The sequence below is a fragment of the Micromonospora palomenae genome, from assembly GCF_007829925.1.
Lineage (GTDB): Bacteria > Actinomycetota > Actinomycetes > Mycobacteriales > Micromonosporaceae > Micromonospora > Micromonospora purpureochromogenes.
Genome location: NZ_VIXA01000001.1, coordinates 1,436,495 through 1,454,260, shown reverse-complemented (window position 1 = coordinate 1,454,260; position 17,766 = coordinate 1,436,495). Strand labels below are relative to the sequence as shown.

Annotated in this window: 12 protein-coding genes and 3 pseudogenes; 9 read left to right on the top strand and 6 right to left on the bottom strand. The window is 66.2% G+C overall.

All coding sequences use genetic code 11. The features are described 5' to 3' along the window. The first annotated feature begins 83 nt into the window (after window positions 1-83). Window positions 84-3,371 carry a CHAT domain-containing protein gene (locus FHX75_RS06540; protein WP_154937120.1) on the top strand — a complete coding sequence of 1,096 codons (3,288 nt, stop codon included), beginning with the start codon at window positions 84-86 and terminating at the stop codon, window positions 3,369-3,371. 352 nt (window positions 3,372-3,723) lie between these two features. Beyond that, on the top strand, window positions 3,724-4,524 hold the full coding sequence (locus FHX75_RS06535; protein ID WP_154937119.1) for a hypothetical protein: 801 nt from the start codon (window positions 3,724-3,726) through the stop codon (window positions 4,522-4,524). A 978-nt stretch (window positions 4,525-5,502) separates the two neighbouring features. Here FHX75_RS06535 and FHX75_RS31475 read toward each other — a convergent pair. The 3 genes and pseudogenes from FHX75_RS31475 to FHX75_RS31120 form a co-directional block, all read right to left on the bottom strand. Then, window positions 5,503-5,676, bottom strand: coding sequence for a hypothetical protein (locus FHX75_RS31475; RefSeq protein ID WP_246157727.1), 174 nt, complete (start codon window positions 5,674-5,676; stop codon window positions 5,503-5,505). 9 nt (window positions 5,677-5,685) lie between these two features. Beyond that, window positions 5,686-5,832 (bottom strand): annotated as a pseudogene (locus tag FHX75_RS32190) (transposase); the annotation flags it as partial. Window positions 5,833-6,044: 212 nt separating this feature from the next. After that, window positions 6,045-6,566: an IS110 family transposase gene (locus FHX75_RS31120; RefSeq protein WP_211364350.1), complete on the bottom strand. Its 522-nt coding sequence runs from the start codon at window positions 6,564-6,566 to the stop codon at window positions 6,045-6,047. A gap of 1,073 nt (window positions 6,567-7,639) precedes the next feature. On the opposite strand from FHX75_RS31120, the gene FHX75_RS06520 reads away from it, so the two are divergent. From FHX75_RS06520 to FHX75_RS06510, 4 genes are read left to right on the top strand one after another with little or no spacing between them, the layout of a single operon-like run. Beyond that, window positions 7,640-7,957, top strand: a complete 318-nt coding sequence (locus tag FHX75_RS06520) for a hypothetical protein (protein WP_154937117.1) — start codon at window positions 7,640-7,642, stop codon at window positions 7,955-7,957. Continuing rightward, window positions 7,954-8,136, top strand: coding sequence for a hypothetical protein (locus tag FHX75_RS06515; protein WP_154937116.1), 183 nt, complete (start codon window positions 7,954-7,956; stop codon window positions 8,134-8,136). Before FHX75_RS06520 ends, FHX75_RS06515 begins: the two co-directional genes overlap by 4 nt. A gap of 42 nt (window positions 8,137-8,178) precedes the next feature. Beyond that, window positions 8,179-8,331, top strand: coding sequence for a hypothetical protein (locus tag FHX75_RS30605; RefSeq protein ID WP_170285299.1), 153 nt, complete (start codon window positions 8,179-8,181; stop codon window positions 8,329-8,331). Window positions 8,332-8,335: 4 nt separating this feature from the next. After that, complete coding sequence (locus FHX75_RS06510; protein WP_154937115.1) at window positions 8,336-9,007, top strand: hypothetical protein; 672 nt, start codon at window positions 8,336-8,338, stop codon at window positions 9,005-9,007. 20 nt (window positions 9,008-9,027) lie between these two features. Here FHX75_RS06510 and FHX75_RS06505 read toward each other — a convergent pair. Continuing rightward, window positions 9,028-9,394: pseudogene (locus FHX75_RS06505) on the bottom strand (transposase); the annotation flags it as partial. A gap of 64 nt (window positions 9,395-9,458) precedes the next feature. Here FHX75_RS06505 and FHX75_RS06500 point away from each other — a divergent pair. After that, window positions 9,459-9,848, top strand: a complete 390-nt coding sequence (locus FHX75_RS06500; RefSeq protein WP_154937113.1) for a hypothetical protein — start codon at window positions 9,459-9,461, stop codon at window positions 9,846-9,848. A gap of 466 nt (window positions 9,849-10,314) precedes the next feature. Here the strand turns inward: FHX75_RS06500 and FHX75_RS06495 are convergent. Together FHX75_RS06495 and FHX75_RS06490 are read right to left on the bottom strand one after the other, a co-directional pair. Continuing rightward, window positions 10,315-11,561: pseudogene (locus FHX75_RS06495) on the bottom strand (IS3 family transposase). Between the two features lie 458 nt (window positions 11,562-12,019). After that, window positions 12,020-13,399, bottom strand: a complete 1,380-nt coding sequence (locus tag FHX75_RS06490; protein ID WP_154937112.1) for an SMI1/KNR4 family protein — start codon at window positions 13,397-13,399, stop codon at window positions 12,020-12,022. An 813-nt stretch (window positions 13,400-14,212) separates the two neighbouring features. On the opposite strand from FHX75_RS06490, the gene FHX75_RS06485 reads away from it, so the two are divergent. Both FHX75_RS06485 and FHX75_RS06480 read left to right on the top strand, forming a co-directional pair. Next, window positions 14,213-14,839: a hypothetical protein gene (locus FHX75_RS06485; protein WP_154937111.1), complete on the top strand. Its 627-nt coding sequence runs from the start codon at window positions 14,213-14,215 to the stop codon at window positions 14,837-14,839. Between the two features lie 289 nt (window positions 14,840-15,128). Beyond that, window positions 15,129-15,572, top strand: a complete 444-nt coding sequence (locus FHX75_RS06480; RefSeq protein ID WP_246157726.1) for a hypothetical protein — start codon at window positions 15,129-15,131, stop codon at window positions 15,570-15,572. The last annotated feature ends 2,194 nt before the right edge of the window (window positions 15,573-17,766 follow it).

The window sequence follows — 17,766 nt, the reverse complement described above, 5'->3', positions numbered from 1 at the left end:
GCCTTTTCCGATAGACGCGAGTTGGAGTCTTCGGACCTTTCGGGGTGCTCCGGTGGGTTTCAGCGCGGGGTACGGTTCCCGCTGTGTGGCTCTACATCGCTGCCTGGACGATCATCGTTTTGGTCTCGTGGAGGCTCTTCGCGAAGCGCAAGCTGCTCTGGTTGCTGCTGGCCGGCGCTGCGCTCTACTTCCTTCACTGGGAACTCGTCCTGCTAGGCCCGGTCCTGCACCTGCTTTTGCGGCTTGTGCAGATGTCGCTTCGCACCGGCCGGATCGAGGCGCCGCAACCGAGACTGCGGCGCTGGCAGGCGATGCGCCATCCAAGAACGATCCGGCTGATCCGTCGAGGTGACCGGCTCCTGCAGCGCTTCAATCCGCAGGAGGCACTCGTCTGGTACCGGCGTGCGGTGGAGTCCGATCCGCCGATAGATTTGCTGGCGACCGCGACGGTGCGGTGCTCCGCGGCGCTCGAGGCGCAAGGCGATCTCCAAGAGGCACTCGATACTGCGATCAGGGCAGAACGACTCGCGCGAGAGTATCCGGAGCTCAAGTCTGCGGTCACGCCGGCTGCCAGGTTCCAGCAGGCCGTCGTGCTCGGGCAAATTGGACGGTCCGAGGAGTCCGTCACACACTTAGAGGCGGTCGAGTCGACGACGGGCGTGGACCCGTTCCTGAAGGCCCGCGCGACGATTCTTCGAAGTGAAAACCTTGTCCGGGCGGGGAAGGCCGCGGAGGCCACCCGGATGCTTGAGGCAGCCGGGAGAGCGGGAGACTTCCGCCGCTCCCGGCGCCTCACTACCACGTACTGGCTGGCGTTGTCGGCTGCCAAGGAGGCGGCCGGAGACTTCGGCGGCGCCGAAACGGCAGCCGACGAGGCCACCGAGGCGATCGAGTCCGAGTATCTCCTCCCAGCAAGTGCGACCAGCGTGGTAATCAGCAACGTCCACCGCCTTGTAGAGGCGGAGATCGAACTGTCGGCTCCGCTCGTCCGGCAGGCTCAGCTACGGATGGCCAAGGGGGACACCGACCTGATCGAGGACAAGATCGGTTTCCGCCATTCCCGATCCGCAGGTCGCGCCGCCCTCGCCGGTGGTGACCTGCTGGGCGGGGCACGGGCAGCATTGGTACTCAGCCAGGCCGCGCTGCAGGAGGGCCGGCCGGATGTGGCCGAGTGGTACAGCTCCCGCGCGCTGGTCGCGCTCCACCGGTCTCGCTATCTTCTCCGCTCGCAAGCACACCGCCACTCCTGGACCCGCGCTACGGGCGACGCGGCGGCCGTGCTGCTCGAGGCAACCGCTATGCGGGACCACGGCGCGCTGCTTGAGATCATCGAGTCGCTGCGCCTGCAGGCGCTGCCCGGTACCACGGCTGACAACGAGTACGCAGCGGGTGAGCTACCGCTGGCGACAGCGACCGCCGTGTCGCTCGGCCCAAGCCCGCGCACCACGCTCGGACGCCTCACCGCCGTGGACCGGCAGGTGATCAGCATCCGTGAGACGGGCGAGAAGATCGCGTCCGGCTCAGCCACCTGGTTTGGGTTGTGGGTTTCCGGCGACCGGCTGTACTGGGGCGTGAGCGAGCCGGCCGGCGACGGTTTCGGCGGGTGGATACCGTTCGATGCGAACGCGCCCGCCCGCGCGGCGCTTCGATTGCTCCACGACGCCCTGCCGATCGCCCGGCCGAGGGAGGCCCCCGTAATCAGCACCCGCCGTGCCGCCCAGGGACCGCTGAGTACGACATGGACAGCGGAGAGAGACTTGATCCGCCAGGTGAGCGACGCGCTCCTCCCGACACGGCTGCGCGAGCACCTGCGAACCGGAGCGCCGGGTAGCCGGCCCTGCCTTGTGATCGCACCGCCGGCCGAACTGGCGCATGTGCCGTGGGGCCTGCTACACGTCGCCGACGACGACCGACGGGTTGTCGAGGTGGCCGACTGGACGCTCGCACCGTCGGTATCCCTTCTGGACCGCGTGCTGACCCGCAGATCACCGCGCACCACGGGCCTTGGTGTCGCCGTCCTCGATCCCACGGGCGGCGAGACGTCCGTCCGTGGCCAGAAGGCACCGCTGACCGCCGCCCAAAAGCTGAAATCCGACATCCCCGCCACCGCAACGGTCCTCACCGGGCCGTGGGACGGCACCTCGCCGGCCGCCACCCGACAGAACCTCTCCGACGCGCTGCGGGCCCTCGGTTCCGATCGCGCCGCGTTCTTCGCATGCCACTGCAGTCGCGCGCCGGTCGGCCTGTCCGCCCAGAGCAGCCTCCTGCTCACCTCGACGCCCGAGGAGGCCGGCGACGCGACACTCTCCGCCCAGGATTTGCTCACCGACTCGGCCATGGATCCCGCGTTCCCCATCCCCAGCGAGGTAGTGCTTTCCACCTGCGACTCCGCAGGTGCCTCGACGGCCGCAGGCGGTGAGTGGTTGTCCGTCGGGCCGGCCGCGCTGTGGGCCGGCGCAAGCGCTGTCGTTGTATCGCTCTTCCCGGTCTTCGACAACCACCGGCTCGACGCGCATCTCGTACAGCAGGCCGCCGACCCCGGGCGCACCACGACGCTCGCCTGCCACCTCCTAGACTTCCAGCGCAAGGCTCTCGCCGCGTGGCGCGACGGCGACGGCGATGCCGCGCCGCTGTGGTGGGCCGGTTACGCGCCACTCGGTCACCTCTATATCTCCGACGAGCCCCCGGCCCGCCGAGCGCCTCGCGCCGCCAGCGCTACCGTGGCAGGGCCGCAACCTGCGATCACGCTGTCTGCGGAAGCGGTCCGGTTCATCGAGGAGGCCGGGTCGATCTACGAGATGATCCGGCCCAAGATCGTCACCACGCTAGACGTGGCGGCCGAGTGGATGAGCGACAACGACGAAGATGCGTGGAACGGCACCGTTGCCGCAACCATGCAGAACCTCTTTGCCGCAGACGTGCTTCCCGTCGATCTGCTGCGCGACGCGACGCTCGGGCCGATCCGCGCCTGGGAGGCGCGGCGGCCGCACCCGATGGCTGGCGCGCTGTCGGAGTCGTTCGTGAAGGTCATCGAGGAAACGGCGGCGGCAGTGTCGGCTCGGGGCCGTCTGGTCATCCAGCCGGAGGACCTTGTGCTCACGCTCCTCAATGCACCGACACCTGCCCGTGGGCTCTTCCGCGTGCTGCGGTACGGCCGACGGGCGCAGGTCGTCAACGGACTAACGGTGAGCGCCGACTGGTGTAGCCCGTACCGATGGACTTCCCTCGGCAAGATCATGTTCAGCAAACCTGAGCGGCTGGAGTCGATCGCAGCCCTCGGTCTCACGCCGCCCGAACCGGAGCACGGCACCAGGAATCCGGACGACCGCCAGCGCACATCATTCACATTTTCTACGGGCCGGTGGACGTAACCCGCCCCGCCATGCAATGAGTACGTTCGGCGAACAGTAGAGCTTGCCGTGTGTCGACGAGTTGGATGCCCGCCGAGGACCGGTACCCGGGCCAGGAGGCCCTACCGCCGCAGCGGCCCTGGCGAGGACGATCGAGCTGCGGCGGTGCGCCGTCGCCCGACTCTCGTCGTGCTGCGCCACTGATTAGCGGCGTGGCGCCGGCGCACTGTCGATGTCGATGCGTTCCCGCACGTCCGAGTCGGCGCAGCGTCCTGCGGACGGAAAGTCGTCAAGTGATTGCCGGCTCGGCGTTCAGGCGGGATCCCGCGACGACCTCGCTGACTTCTGCGCGATCGGGGCCTAGAATTTGGGTGTGGCCATCCTCATGCTCGATACCAACCTGTGGTCGTACCTGGCCACCGAGACCGCTGCGGATAAGCTTGACGCAACGCTCGCAAAGGCTGGCCACAAGGTTGTCGTTCCTCCCCTTATGCTCCGAGAAGTTCTCGACACTCCAGATGCGGCCAAGCGCGATGCGACAGTCCGGCTGATGTGCCATCGTGCGTGGAAGAAGCTGCCTAGCGAAATCGACCTCGAGGCTGAGCAACTGACAACCGAGATCAGGCGCCTAAGGCCCGAATGGCTTCGAGCCATTCCAAAAACTGACCGCTTGCACAGCTTCCGTGACTACTGGTCAAAGGTATATTGGCGCGAAGCAGTGCAGAAGACCAACGAGGTCATAGCGCGGAAGAATGCTTCCGAGCTCGGCGATAAGACGGCCGCAGAGATAGCGCGTGTTCAGGCGGCGAACAAGGCTGCGAATGCGTCCTGGCCATTCGCCCCGGTGGACTTCCGAGTTGCAGCTTTGTCGGCAGTCACAGCTGAGGACCATCCAAACCCCGACCCGGGCGCGAAGCTCGGCTGGCCGCCAGATACGCCGGTGCTACTGTGGCGTGTAAACACTCGCGATGTCTGGTGGTATCAGCTTATTCGGGAGACTGGAGTGGCTATAATGAGGGGCGAAGACACCACAGTCACCGACTTCCTTGGCGCTTATGTCGACGTGCGAGCGATGGTTTCTGACCGGGCGTCTTTCAATCGTTTTTTTCTCTTTGAGATGCAGCCGTGGCGGGTGTCCCGGCAATGGTGGCGTGGCACGCTTGAGATCCTGTAGCTCACAGGCAAACTGGGTCCCGGCAACCCTGCTGATGCCGCGCATGCCTCGAACCTACCTGACTGTGATTACTTTATGACCGCCGACCGCCGGCTTGCCAACATGCTGATCGGTGCTACCAAGTCTCCTGAGGCGCCAGCGGGTGGGGCAGCGGTACTGGTGCAGCATGCTCCGGACGGGTGGCTGGCGTCCCTTCAGCGCGCGTTGTCAAACCTGCCGCACCGCAGGCGGCCAACGCCTGCGGTGGTCGTGCCGCTTCAGAGAGAGCGAGGCGGCAGCCTGGAGAGCTGTGACGAGACGACAGGACAAAGGGAGGGGGTTGATTCAGCAGGCATCGGGCCGAAGCGATCTCCACTGCGGAAGGGAGCCTTCATCACGTCGGTTGACGGTGATGCAGCCTTGATGACTCGATCCGGCGTTCCGATAGTCGAGCGGGTTCACGTGCATCTAACCGACCGAACGCAGGGTAAACCAGCCTACGCTCGATCAGCTCCCTTCTATGGCGAAATGTGGCTGGATCAGGGTGAGCTATCGTCCGATGCGCTTAAGCGCGATCCTAGATGCAGCTTGCATTGGTTGGGACTCGAGGTGACAGCCCCGGATGAAGCGGCAGTGCTGGTGCGAGTCCATTCATGGAGCGAGAATGGCCGACGCGCGCAGTTGGTGGGCGAAGGGTCTCTCACCCCAAGTATAAAGTGACCATCTTGTCCCTGGAACCGTCCGGAACCCCGTGGTCAGTTTTCAGCCGGAGCCGACATGAATATGCACCGATACGCCCGGTGAGAACGCCGGCAAACATGTTCGTCCTGCGATGGCCTGGGCTGGGAAAAATGCCCGTTCGCGCGCGGTCGGGAACTTGGCTGAGGTGGTGCTGATGCCCACGAGCGATGTCTGCTGGGCGTCCTCCCGCGAGATGCCGCCGGGGACGCAGGTATACGGCGGTGCGGGACGGGGTCAAACGAACGGCACCTCTCTGTGTCAAGTCGTCGGCAACAGAGAGGTCTCCGTGTCCGTGATCATGGTGCGATAGACGACGTCGGCGAGACGTCGTTTGAGGCAGCGCATGGCTTCTTTGTGGGTCTTCCCGCCCGCGCGTTTGCGCTGGTAATACTCCTTGCCGGGGCTCGGCCGCTGGGTCTGGGTAATGGCCATGACGTGGAGGGCATAGTTCAGCTGACGATCACCGGCTCGCGAGAGCCGGTGCCGCTGGACGTCACCGGACGACACTTCTATCGGTGCAACGCCGCAGAACGAAGCAGACGCCGAGCTCGAACGGAACCGGTTTACGGCACCGGTTCGCGCGAGGATCTTCGCGGCGAGAACATCGCCGATGCCGTGCAGCTGTGTCAGGGTGGTGCCGCTGGCCGCGACCGCGGCACTGAGCGTGGCCGTGGCATCGGTGATGCGCCGGTCCAGCCGGCGTAGCTCACTGAGCAGCTCGACGGCGAGCTGCCGCAGCGTCCGCGCGAGGACTGTGCGGGGTCGGATGCTGCGCAGGGCGGCAGCCGCCGCATCCGCGGTCAGCCGGCGCGGCAGACCGGAGGAACGAGCTGGGCGAGCAGGGCATGCATCCTGTTGACCGTCTGGGTCCGGGCGCGGACCAGGTCGTCGCGGTGCTCAGTCAACGCTCGCAGAGCCGCGATGGCCTCGTCGATCACGGCGGTGTTCAACCGCGTAGCGGTCAAGACGGCGATGCCCACCGACAAGGCATCCGCCTCGTCAGTCTTGCGACCGTGGCCGGCGGACAGTAGGCGGACCCGGCGGGCAAGTTTCGCGGGCACGTTGACGGCCTCTACGCCGTCGACGGCCAGCCGCGTGGTCAACGGGGCGCCGAGTCCAGCGGCACCTTCGATCGCCCAGACCGCGTCCGGCCAGCGGCGGGAGAAGCGGCGTAGCTGCCGGTAGCCGTCTCGGTTGACCGCAACGCGGATCGACGCCAGCGGCTGGAGCCGAGCGTCTACCGCGACGGCGGTCCAGGACGCCTTGTGCGGATCGATCGCGATGACAACCTGAGCAGAGGCCAGGGTAGAGGTGGAGGTCACGCGTTCTCCTCATGAGAGCCGAAAATGGGGGGTGCTTGGCTCCGGCGAGGAGGACAGACCAACTTCGGGCTAAACAGACCTCTCTCGAGCCACTCTCGCCGGCGGCCGTGGCCGGGACGCAGGCCGTTCAGCAGCCAGCCCGTAGGCGGCAGGTGTAACTCGAGCGATCCCAACCACGACCTCGAAGATCATGGCTGCAGACCACGATCTCCATCAACGACCAAACAAGTTGGAGACCTCTCTGTTGCCGACGAACTTGACACAGAAAGGTGCCGTTCGTCTTACAGTCCCGCGTCCGGGACGACGGCGGTTGCCGGAGGACAGCGCGACACACGGTGAGGATGTCCGTGATGCGCTGCTGTGCCAATTGGGGAAGCCCCTGATGGTCCAGTCCGCTGACCGAGATGATCTCCTTGAGTTGAGTGGCGTGCGTCCCGTGGTCGTAGCGTCTTGTCCTTGCAGCCGGCCGGCAATGGGAGCCGTCTGGTGATCAGGCCAGTGATTTGGCATCACTTGAGGTCTTTGGCCCGGTGGGTGGCGACGAGGCGGATCGGGCCGGACTGTGGGGCCCCAGTGACCGCCCCGCGTTGGTGACCCCTCGGTCAGCGAGACGAGAACCGCCGGCCACCACGTGTCGATCGTGTGGGCCGGCCGGTTGGTTCTCACGTATGTTCGCCTGCGCGCAGGCGTCGTTAGAACCCGCCCCCTCCTTGACGGCGTACCGCAGCATAGACATCGCCCGCGGCGAGCACGGGATCGCCCGCGCGAGCGGTCTGAGTCAGCTGATGGCTCAACCACGTCGACGACCAGGTTGGACAAATTAGAAAAGACTTCCTCCAGGAGTCGCGGAACCACGGCGCAGATGATCACGACCGTCGATAGTCGCGACAAATTATGCGACAGACCGGTTCGTCCGTACCTACCTGGGCACCTCGTCCCTCGATTCGTGCAGCAGAACCCGCCGCTTGAATAGGTAAAACAGCTACGAAGGCCGGTCCGTTCGGACGGCGCTCGTACTTCCTTCTGCCCTCCATGCTTGAACCAGTTCCAATCTTAGCCAGAGAGGGTCTTGAGTGGCCTCTTCCGTTGGCGATGCCGCGAAGGCCGCGGCGGTGATTGCTGCTGTGGCAGTGGCCGGTGCGATGAACGGTTCTGCCGGTTCTGCCCTCTTGTCGCAGATCGACGACCCCGGGCTCGAGGCCGCGACGTCCTCCCTCATGGAGCTTACGGGCAACGCGATCGAGGCGCATGCGTCTGAGGTCCGTAGGCAGGACGAGGTCAGCGAGGACATTCAGGGCCTCGATGAGTCGAATTTGGCATTTTTGGGGCTTACGCCGCCGGGTTCTACCTCGACCGCCGGTGGCCGCTCGGAGGTTACGGAGGACTGTTGACAACGGGCACGGATCTGGACCGGTTCCGCCTGCTCGGCTACGGGCTGGTCGTCGGCGCCGTCGACTGGGCACTGATCCAGGTGGCGCCCCCGTTCGCACCCCGCCGCTGGCTCGCCGCATTGCTGACGGTCGGCGTGGCCTTCGGGCCTGTCATCGCGCTGATGGGAGTTTCAGGATGAGCGGTGTGCGGAGGCTCGGCACGCATCACGGAGGAGGCGTCGATGGTTGATCCCGGCTTCATCTTTTATCAGCAGCAGATCGCGGCTATGGCCGCGCAGGCGCAGGCGCGGGCGCAGGCCGATACGGAGGCAGGCTTACTTCTCCTGCAGCAGCAGTCGTCGATGACCATCCCACCGAGCGACGAGGAGAGCTGAACCGATGACGAAATTCGCGATATTCTACGTTACGCGTGCCAATTACAAAGCGGTCGAGCTTCCCAACGGCGAGGTGAAGAAGGCGCCTACTGGCCAAGCTGATTTGTTCATGCGCGAGTGGTGGGAAAAGAACGAGTCTGAGGTGCTACGTAAACACCTGCGCTCGGAGCTCGAGCAGTGGGAGTCTCAGTTGCGAGGCTGGAGAGCCGGCAGCCGCGTGGACGAGGGGAAGGGGCGCCTGTACCGAGGAGGTCCTCGGATGGAAGTCTCATTCATCACCCTTCCCAACGGGCAGCGTGAGACGGTCGAGCGAATGAGAGTCGACGAGGCAATCAAGGAAGCCTTCACAAAGCTTCATCCAAAGCCGACGCCGGTCGACGAAGAGCTGAATAAGGCATACAGACAGTGGGAGACCAAAGCTTCAGTGAATAATGTCCGCTCGTGGTCTGCGGGGTTCGTTGAGGACGGACGCGAGTCGGAGGTGGACATCGGTATGCCGACCGCCTGGTCGTGTGGTCTACCGGCAAAGGAGATCGTCCAACAGCTCGATTTGCTCGCCGCTGATGGATGGAAGCTCGTCCATGTCTCAGAGGACAGAGGCATCTACCGCGGAGCGGACGCCAGTACGGACTCCTCGCCGACGACGGTCAGGTACATGCTTCAGCGGACGACATAGCTTCGCGTCTGAGAGCGTTTCAGGCCAAGCGCAGTGATCCGCGCGTGTCCGGCCATCTCCGAGCCGCAGTCCCAGATCAGCGACCGCGCGATCTGCGGCGGTAGCTTCACGGCCGCCGCGATCACCGTGTCCCCGACGGTCAGCGCGTCCCGGCCGGTCAGCGCGAGAAGGACCACGAACCGGGAGGTGTGCTCGGCCAGGGCCGCCACCGCGGTCTTACCCGCCTTCCCAATGGACAGGCCCTCCCAGGGCCCGGGGACCTGCCGGCCTTCGACCTCGGCCGGGCGTTCATCGATGTAGCGGGGGCTCGCGGATCCGTGGCGCCGGCGCCGGACGGGCACGACCACGGCGGGGCGTGCCGCCGGTTCGCAGGCGGATCAGCTCTCGCCGTGCATGTCGCGCCGCTCGGCGAGCTACTGAGCCGGTGAAAGAATCATGCGGCCACACCACCATGAGCTACGGGCCAGAAGGTGTTGTGGCTTCCACTGACGAGCTTGGTTCACGCGTGGCTGAGGGCCAGCTCGACGGGTTGTTGACGGGGCCAGCCGAGGACCTGGGAGAAGCATTGAACAGGCGAACGATCAAAATCTATCTCGACGGCATCGAGCCGGACGACTATGCCCACGTGGCCAACGCTGTGTGGATGCTGCTCAGGGCGACATCTCACAGCTATGCAGTTGAACCAGATGACGAGACGCAGCCTGCGGAGCTCGACAAGGCTTGGGACAGCTACAGCGATGTCTCGTATGAGCACGGAGCGCTCCGCGGCACAGAACAGAACCTGCGTGGGCGACCGGGTTTGATTGCCTGCCAAGACCACGTCGAAAGCCAGACCGGCTAAATGGCCCCCTGGGCCAAGGACTCTTCCGACTGAGACATGGGAGCAAGAAATGGTGAAGCGCCGGCAGCGAGCACCCATGGCGTGATCCGACGACGGTCCTGGCCAGCACGGCGTTCCGGTCGCCGACTGCCGCCGGGCGGGACCACGTCCGGCGATGCGTCGAAGAGTGGCCCTCGCTGCTCGTGGCCTTCGACATCGACGGCCAAGAGACCGGTCGCTTGCTCCGCCCAGTCCGACCTTGGCTGTTCTGCAGGCAGGAAGCGCTCGACATCGAGCTGGTGCGCTGTCATCAAAGCCGGTGCCGAGCGCCAAAGGGTGTGAATCCGCACCTGCTTGCCAACGAGGGCTGGGCCTTGACCCTGGATCTTGGACACGTGGAATCCAGCGCCTGCTGGGGGAAGCGAGAATCCAAGCATGGCCGGCAAGAACTACACGGAGGTGAACCGCCCCGGGTTCTGTGGAGACCTCAGCTGTTGGCTCCAACCACCTCGCGGGGCTGGGGTTGAGCGTAGAACATCGATTCGTATTCGGCCGGTGGGACGTGCCCGGTGGCGGAGTGCAGGCGCTGGTTGTTGTACCAGTCGATCCACTCGGCGGTGGCCAGTTCGACTTGGGCGAGGCTGCGCCACGGGCCGCGGGGTTTGATCAGCTCGGTCTTGTAGAGGCCGATGGTGGACTCCATCAACGCGTTGTCCAGGGCATCGCCGACGCTGCCGATCGAGGCGTCGATACCGGCGTCGAGCAGGTGGGTGGTGAACCGGAACGACGTGTACTGGCTGCCCGCGTCGCTGTGATGGACCAGTCCCGCCCCGACCGGCTGGCCGGCGCGGTCGCGGCGCCACAGCCCCATGTCCACCGCTGCGAGGACCAGCGGGGCTCGTTTGTTCGTGGCCGCGGATCAACCCACGATCGCCCTGGAGTAGACGTCGACGACGAACGCCACATAGACCACGCCGGACCAGGCCGCGACGTGGGTGAAGTCCGCGACCCAGCACCGGTTCGGCCGGGCGGCGGTGAAGTCCCGGTTGAGTAGATCGGCGGCCCGTTCATGCCCCCGGATCGGGGGTGGTGGTGCGGATCTTCTGCCACGCACGACACCGGCCAGGCCGGCGTCACGCATCAACCGCTCGACCGTACACCGGGCCGTCGGAGGCCCCTGGCGGCGCAGCTCATGCCAGATCTTGCGGGCTCCGTAGACGCCGTAGTTCGCCGAGTGAACCTGGCCGATGACTTCCGTCAGCTGCGCATCGCGCACCTGCCGCTTCGACGGTCGACGCTTCTTGGCCGCCCAGTAACCGCTCGGGGTGATCTGCAGCCCGTGCCGGCGCAGCACGCGACAGATCGGCTCGACTCCACCGAAGCGGTCCCGATGCTCGTCAACGAAACTCACGAGCGTGTCGTAGGCCGGTCGAGCTCGGCCGCGAAGAAAGCCGACGCGGCCTTCAAAATCTCATTCGCCCGCCGCAACTCGGCGTTCTCCCGCCGCAGCCGCTTCAACTCCGCCGATTCCTCCGACGTCACCCCCGGCCGCTGGCTGTCGTCCACCTGCGCCTGACGGACTCACTTCCGCAACGTCTCGGCCGTGCCGATCCCCAACCGGGCCGCCACCGCCGTGATCGCCGCCCAGTCCGACTCGTAGTTTGGCCGCACCTCCGCGACCATCCGCACCGCCCGCTCCCGCAACTCCTGCGGATACGGCTTCGTTCCAGCCATCTCTCGATCCTTCCCAAGCGGGGAAGTCTCTACCAGATCCGGGGCGGTTCACCCGCCGCGCGTTGACACCGAAGGAGTTGGAGGAGATCAACGTGGTGGCCGGCAGCAGCGGCAATGACGTTGTCCTCAATGCCCTTTTGTTGCACGTGCACACCGAGACCGCTTGCCGGCGCGGCGGGCCCTCGCCCTACGACTCGTCGACCTGGACCGCACGAACGGGCTCGTGCGCTTGACCGAGAAGAACGGCGTCGTGCGGTGGCAGCCGATCACCCTCGACCTCGCCGAGCACCTGCACGAACACGCCCAGGCCCGCGGTGCCGCCCTGCCCATCGACCGGCTACCGCAACGGCCAGCCGATCAGCAGCCGCCGCTACGACCACCTTGGCGCGCGCTGTCCGAGCACCCATCTTGGGTCCGGGCCTCCTTCAGCCCTCGTATCCGCCGGCCATTACCGTTGATCACACCTCGGGGTCGAGTTGGCGTTCGAGGATGGTCTGGGTGATCGAGGGGCGGTCCCAGAGGGCGAGGAGTTCGTTAGCGATGGCCACGATCGGAAGTGGGTGTCGGTTGCCGTGCGCCTCGATGGCCGCCGCCGACAGGCTGCGCGGGACGGCGCCGGCATCGAGGAGAACGCGCCACTCCTCCGGCCCGAGTTCCAAATACTCCAGCCCGCTCAGCTTGGCGATCTCCAGCGGGTCGGCGAGCGTGCCGGGGTAGGCGGTGAGCGTCCGCAGGCGGGGCAGCCCGGTGATGGGGTTGAGGCTGAGCGGCTCACCGTCCCAGACGCCGATGCTCAGGACCTCCAGCGTGGGATGGGCGGCGGCCTGGACGCTTGTCAGGCTCCGGATGCTGACTCTGGCCACGGCCGGCGGCTGGTCCTCGCGGTGGCTGGCGTGCCAGTTACTGCGCCGATGCATCACCAGGTCGGTGAGGGAGTCGGCGAGCAGGCTGGCGCCGATGTTCTGCTCGTGGTCGAGCATGATGATCTGTCCCACGTGTCCGCGCGGGCCTGGTGTCAGGTCGACTGCGATCCGGTCGCCGCCGCCGTTGTCGCCGAAGGCGATCCAGCCGGGCGAGCCGACCACCCCCTGCACCGCGGCGTCGGGCGGGGTGACGACCGCCTCCGTTGCCGCGAACCGCCACGGGCATGGACGGGATGGCGCATCGACGATGCACAGCTCGTCGAGCGGGAAGAGTTCGCAGCCGACCGCACGCGCGACGCGCTCCGCTGCCGCGTAGTCGTCACCCCAGTCCTGCCACCGCCCCCTCGTCACCCGGTAGAGCGCCTTGAGCTCGTCGGGCAACGCAACGCCGAGGCGCGCTTCCGCAGCAGCGATCTCCGCCTCGGTGGCGCCGGTGGCGCCGGGGATCCGCTCGCGGAGCGTCTGCTCCAGTAACGCCGGATCCACGGACGGGGCCGGCGCCGCCCCGGGCGCCAGATTGGGAGAGCGGCGCCAGGGCTCTGGGACGGCGCCCTCGACCAGGAGGAGCGAACCCGGGTACGGCCCGATGCCGGCCTCTACGGCGGGGCCGAAAGTGAGCAGGTAGAGCACCGTCCGCCCGGTCGCCGACATCTCCACCACGAACGAGATGCTGTCGAGACCGACGTCGGCCAGCGCGCTCTGCACCCGCTCCACCGCGTCGACCTCGTCCTGCATGTCCTCGACCTGGAAGGCTCGACCGGGCGGCGGGAACCGCGCCGGCAGCGGCAGACTCCACGCACGGTGGCCGATCTGTCCCGCCAGGTAGCCGCCGGGGACGGCGAGGCCCTCCGCGTTACCCGCCCGCAAAAGCCTCAGCAGCGGCTCCCAAGTAGCGAAATCACGGATTGAGGGCAACGCTGGCCTCCCGCCGCTCAGGGATCGTGGTGAAGGTGAGTATCACGGAACCACCACCCTATGGGCGGCTCTCTGTGAGCCAAGCACACCGGCCCTGCACCGCCTGCTGGTCGCGGCGCCCGCCACGCCGGCATCACCGTGGTGCTGCTGTTCCCCCGAGCCACGCTGCCCGCGAGTTAACTCACCTCGATGTGCTGGGCGCGGTCCTAGCCGTTCGCCCATTCGGGGATCGATTAGCGGACCGTCCTCGCGGGTCCAGGTCCAGCCGTTGAACTCACGGGAAACGTGTTTACCAGCCCCCCTCTTGGCCGGTGAGTTCTTCGGGAAGACCGAAGGTGTCAACTCGAGGGTTCACTCGGCCGGCCCCTGGGCTTAGGGCTAGTTGTAGGAACCAGCACGGGTATGGCACGGGGTGGCAGCTGCTCCTGCGTCAGCGGGATGGACTCCCGGATCAGCTTGAACAGGTAGCTGTTCACCCCACCCTGCTCTGGTGCCGATCGTCCGCGACCTGCCATCCGTCATTCCTACATTGATCGGGAGCCGCTCACGACCCGTCTTCGTCAGTTGGCTTCGGGAGTGGGCATGCTGCTGGGTGGCGCGTTCTGCGGCGAGTCTGCGACGATGCGGCGCGGTGCGGGCGGTTCAGCAGATGGGGTCAGCGATGCAAAGCCGGGTGATGTGCTTCAGCTATGACGAGGCAACGCGTCTCTGCCGGTCGCCGGAAGGCCCTGTGGAGCTCAGTCTCCTGACGCATGGCGCAAGCAGCATCAAGCTGAGCCAGGTCACGGGCGCTGTGGTCGGCGGAGGCATGTGATGGACCCGCAGGCATCTCTCCGCTCCGAGTTCGAGCAGATGTTTCGTCAGCTCGCTGTCGACGTGGCCCGCGACGTTCTTGAAAATGCCAGGCCGCACATCGTGAGGTGGGTGAGTGAGCAGGCGATTCCGGCTGTGGCCTCGGCGATCCCGGCTGTCGGATCGGCTGTGGCATCGGCCATCCCGGCGGTGGGATCGGCGGTGGCGTCTGTCGCGACGTCAGCCTGGAGGACGCTGGCCAGCATCGGTAGCGCTGACGACCAGGTCGTCCGGGTAGAGGCGACGATTGGCCCGGTCGAAGCGGCGCGGCCAGTGGAGTCTGCGCCTGCAGAAGCGTCGTACGACGTGGTGGCCGTGCTCGAAGCACACCGGGCCGGGATGAGCAAGGCCGAAGCGCGGCGGCGCATCGTCGCAACCTTGGCGGCGAGACTGTTTGCGGATGATCAGCTGCAGCTGGTTCGTGACGTGGAGAGCGAGAATGGCAGCGACACGAGAGAGTTGACCAGCGCGGTGGTGACGCTCACGGAGCAGCAGCTTGGGCGGGGCGTCCAGTTGATGCTCGAAGCGACGCCGTCGTTGCTCAGCGAGCAGTCGTTGAGCGACCTTCGGAACATTCTCGAAGCCTGATGACCCTCGTCTTGTTCGTCTTGCATGCGGGACAGGTGTCGGGGCTTGGCGCTCTAGCAGCCTGCGTTCCCTGAGCGACCGTCGGCGAGGACGGTGGAGGTGGCGCGTTGTTGGTGTGCCGTCGGCCACGCTGGCCACGTCCTGAAAGCGCAAGCCCACCAGGGGGAGTCCGGACCGCCATTGCGGTCAGCGTCAGCGACGCGCAGCGGACCCACTTGCAGTCGGGCGGCTGGATTTGGGCTGCCATCATAGCCACGTGTTGTCCTGGACCCGGCCGTATGAGGATCCGATGCGGCTCTTCACCGGCACACTGGCGGTGCTCGGTACGTTGTTTTTCGCGTTCGTCGCCTTCCAGGTGGCCGCCCACTGGCAGCAGGTTCCGTTGGCTGCGGTGTTGGCCTTCGCTGGATTCGCGGCGGTATGGCTCACCTTCGCATGGCGGTTTCACCGCACTGCGCTCGTGGTCAGCCGATCGGGGGTTCGGGTGCGCTGGCTGTGGCGAACCCGCACGATCGTGTGGGAGCAGGTTCGAGGGTTCCACAGCGGTCCCGATTGGCTGGTGCCGGAGCGGCTCTGGTTGCAGCTCTGCGACGGAACCAAGGTTCGGACGCCGGTCCGGAGGCGCCGCGCCAGCGTAAACCGCCTTCGCGACGGCGGCACGGTTCTCGCATCAGAACGTTACGAGGAGCTGCTTGCCGACCTCGCGAGCCGGAAGGCGGGCGTACCTCGTTAAGCGCCCGTTGGTTGCACTGGCCGACCTTCGACAGCAACGGCTACAGCAACCGGCCCAGACGAGGATGGTCGCCAGCGGCCGGGCGCGGACAGTCGCCCGAGGTCGCGGACGGACCCGCTGGACGACGTGCTCAGAACTTGCAAGCGACGGGTCTAGCGCAACCGGCGACGGGGGTTCGGCAGAGCAGCGACACTCGGCGTGTGATCGACATGCGAGAGGTGGAGGCGCCGTTTTCGCGGGTGCGCCTGGCTGGCGGGTGCCCGGAGGGAGCGGTCTGGGAGCTGCGGGACCCGGTGCAAGCGAGGCGGCAACCGCGTCACAGCTGAGGACTCGGCACCGCCCGTCCAGCGTCAACCCAGGCACCGGCCTGCGCGACGGGGACCGCGACCGCCGATCGGATGCCGCAGGCCTCGGGCCCCGAGATTGGGGGAGCAGGTTGGGAGCAGGCGGATGCATTGAACGGCGTTGAACAGCCTCCAACCGCACTGAGCGGCGCTCAACTGCACCCACTATGACCTGCGGGTTCCCGTTCTCGCAGGTCATAGTCGGTGCGGCGTCCTGCTTCACACGGAGTGCTCAGCAACATTGGGCAGCAGACGACGGCAATCTATGTCGCCTGGTAGGTGAGTATCCGCAGCTCAGGGTGGTAAGGAGCTGCTGGATGGCGTGGCCTTGCATGTGGGTGCAGGTTGGGAGCAGCTTGGCGAAGTAGTCACCGCGTCCGAAGTGCTCACCGAGGCCGGACAAGGGGAGGCGCGCTGACCTGCGGCGATGTGGGCGAGCGGGCCGACTTGACCTCCCAGAGAAGACCGAAGTGGTCAGGCTTCACTGCTACTCGCCTGGCTGGTGCCGGCTGTCGTCCTAGGGCCGCTGACGCCACTCAAGAAGATCTTGCTGCATCGACGTGAGGCTCTGGGCGCTCACGTGCTGGCGCCGGCCTGGATCCCGACAAATGAGACTCGAATCTCACCGGCATCGCTTCTGATCAGGGCCTTTCTGCGCGGTGATCTCTTCGGCGGACTCGAAGGCGTCAACTCCGGTGCATTACACGACTGCTCCGGCAACGTCCTGATCTGCTGAGGACCGTGCATGACCCGGGTGGACGAAGACGTTCGACCGCGCCTTGGTTCAGGCCCTCCAGCAGGTGTCGGCTCGGCCACCGTATGACGAACGCCTTTGCTTGCTGCGTCACGGCGTTGAGGGAAAGATCAGCCGGCGTGAGCTTCCTCGATCGCTACCTGCGCGGTGAACATGATCAAGTTTGGGCCGACCTGCGGGGGCTGGGGCCAGAGGTCTGCGACGTGGCATACCTCGCCGACGCCCGGGGCGTGGCCGAGGAGACGATGCGCCGAGTGCGCCACAACGTCGAGGTGCTCCGGACACGCCTCGACCAAGCCGGCTACCGCTTCAAGGATCCGCCTCGTCACCGTCCGTTCCCACTGTCGTCGGGTGGCTCGCCTCGTACCCGTGGGCGGGCCTGCGTTAGGCAGACTGTCCCGGCTGACCGCATGAGGCGGGAATCGAGGGAGCGGGTTGGGAGCAGCCGGGTGCACTGAACGGTGTTGAACTGCACTCAACGGCACCGAAAGGCGCTCAACGGCGTACGCCGCGACCTGCTGTCTTGCGTTTTCGCAGGTCAGAGCGGGCTGAGCGTCCTGCTTCACACGGAGTGCTGCGCGGTTTCATGCAGTGGTCGGCGGTGATCTATGTTCCTGGTAGGGGAGTATGCGCAGGTCACGGCGGTAAGGAGTCGCTGGACGGGTCGGCCTTCCAAGTGGGAGCAGTTTGGGTGCAGGTTGGCGAAGTGGTCGCCGCGCCCGAAGTGGTCACCGAGGCCGGGCAGAGCGGAGGGCTTTGACCTGCGATGATGCGAGCGAGCGGTCCGGCGTGACCTCCCAGAGAAGAGCGAAGAGGTCAGCCTTCGCTGCTCCTCGCCTGGCCGGTGCCGGCTGTCGTCGTGGAGCCCGCTGACCTCATCAAGAGGGTCGTGCGGCATCGACGTACGGCTTTGGGCCGGCCGTGTTGCTGGGGGTATAGATCCCGGGGGCTGATACTCGAATCCCACCAGCAACCTCCTGGCCAGGGCTTCTTGCTTGGTGACCTCTTCGGCGTACCCGAAAGCGTCAGCACCGGCGGCTCCGCTCTGTAGCCCGGCGAGGTCCGCTCATGCCGATGTCAGGGCGCCGCACCCTCA

Coding starts and splice junctions, on each gene's coding strand:
- FHX75_RS31475 (WP_246157727.1), bottom strand. CDS start 5,676: ATGGCCATTACCCAGACCCAGCGGCCGAGCCCCGGCAAGGAGTATTAC.
- FHX75_RS30605 (WP_170285299.1), top strand. CDS start 8,179: ATGGTTGATCCCGGCTTCATCTTTTATCAGCAGCAGATCGCGGCTATG.
- FHX75_RS06510 (WP_154937115.1), top strand. CDS start 8,336: ATGACGAAATTCGCGATATTCTACGTTACGCGTGCCAATTACAAAGCG.
- FHX75_RS06500 (WP_154937113.1), top strand. CDS start 9,459: ATGAGCTACGGGCCAGAAGGTGTTGTGGCTTCCACTGACGAGCTTGGT.
- FHX75_RS06485 (WP_154937111.1), top strand. CDS start 14,213: ATGGACCCGCAGGCATCTCTCCGCTCCGAGTTCGAGCAGATGTTTCGT.
- FHX75_RS06480 (WP_246157726.1), top strand. CDS start 15,129: ATGCGGCTCTTCACCGGCACACTGGCGGTGCTCGGTACGTTGTTTTTC.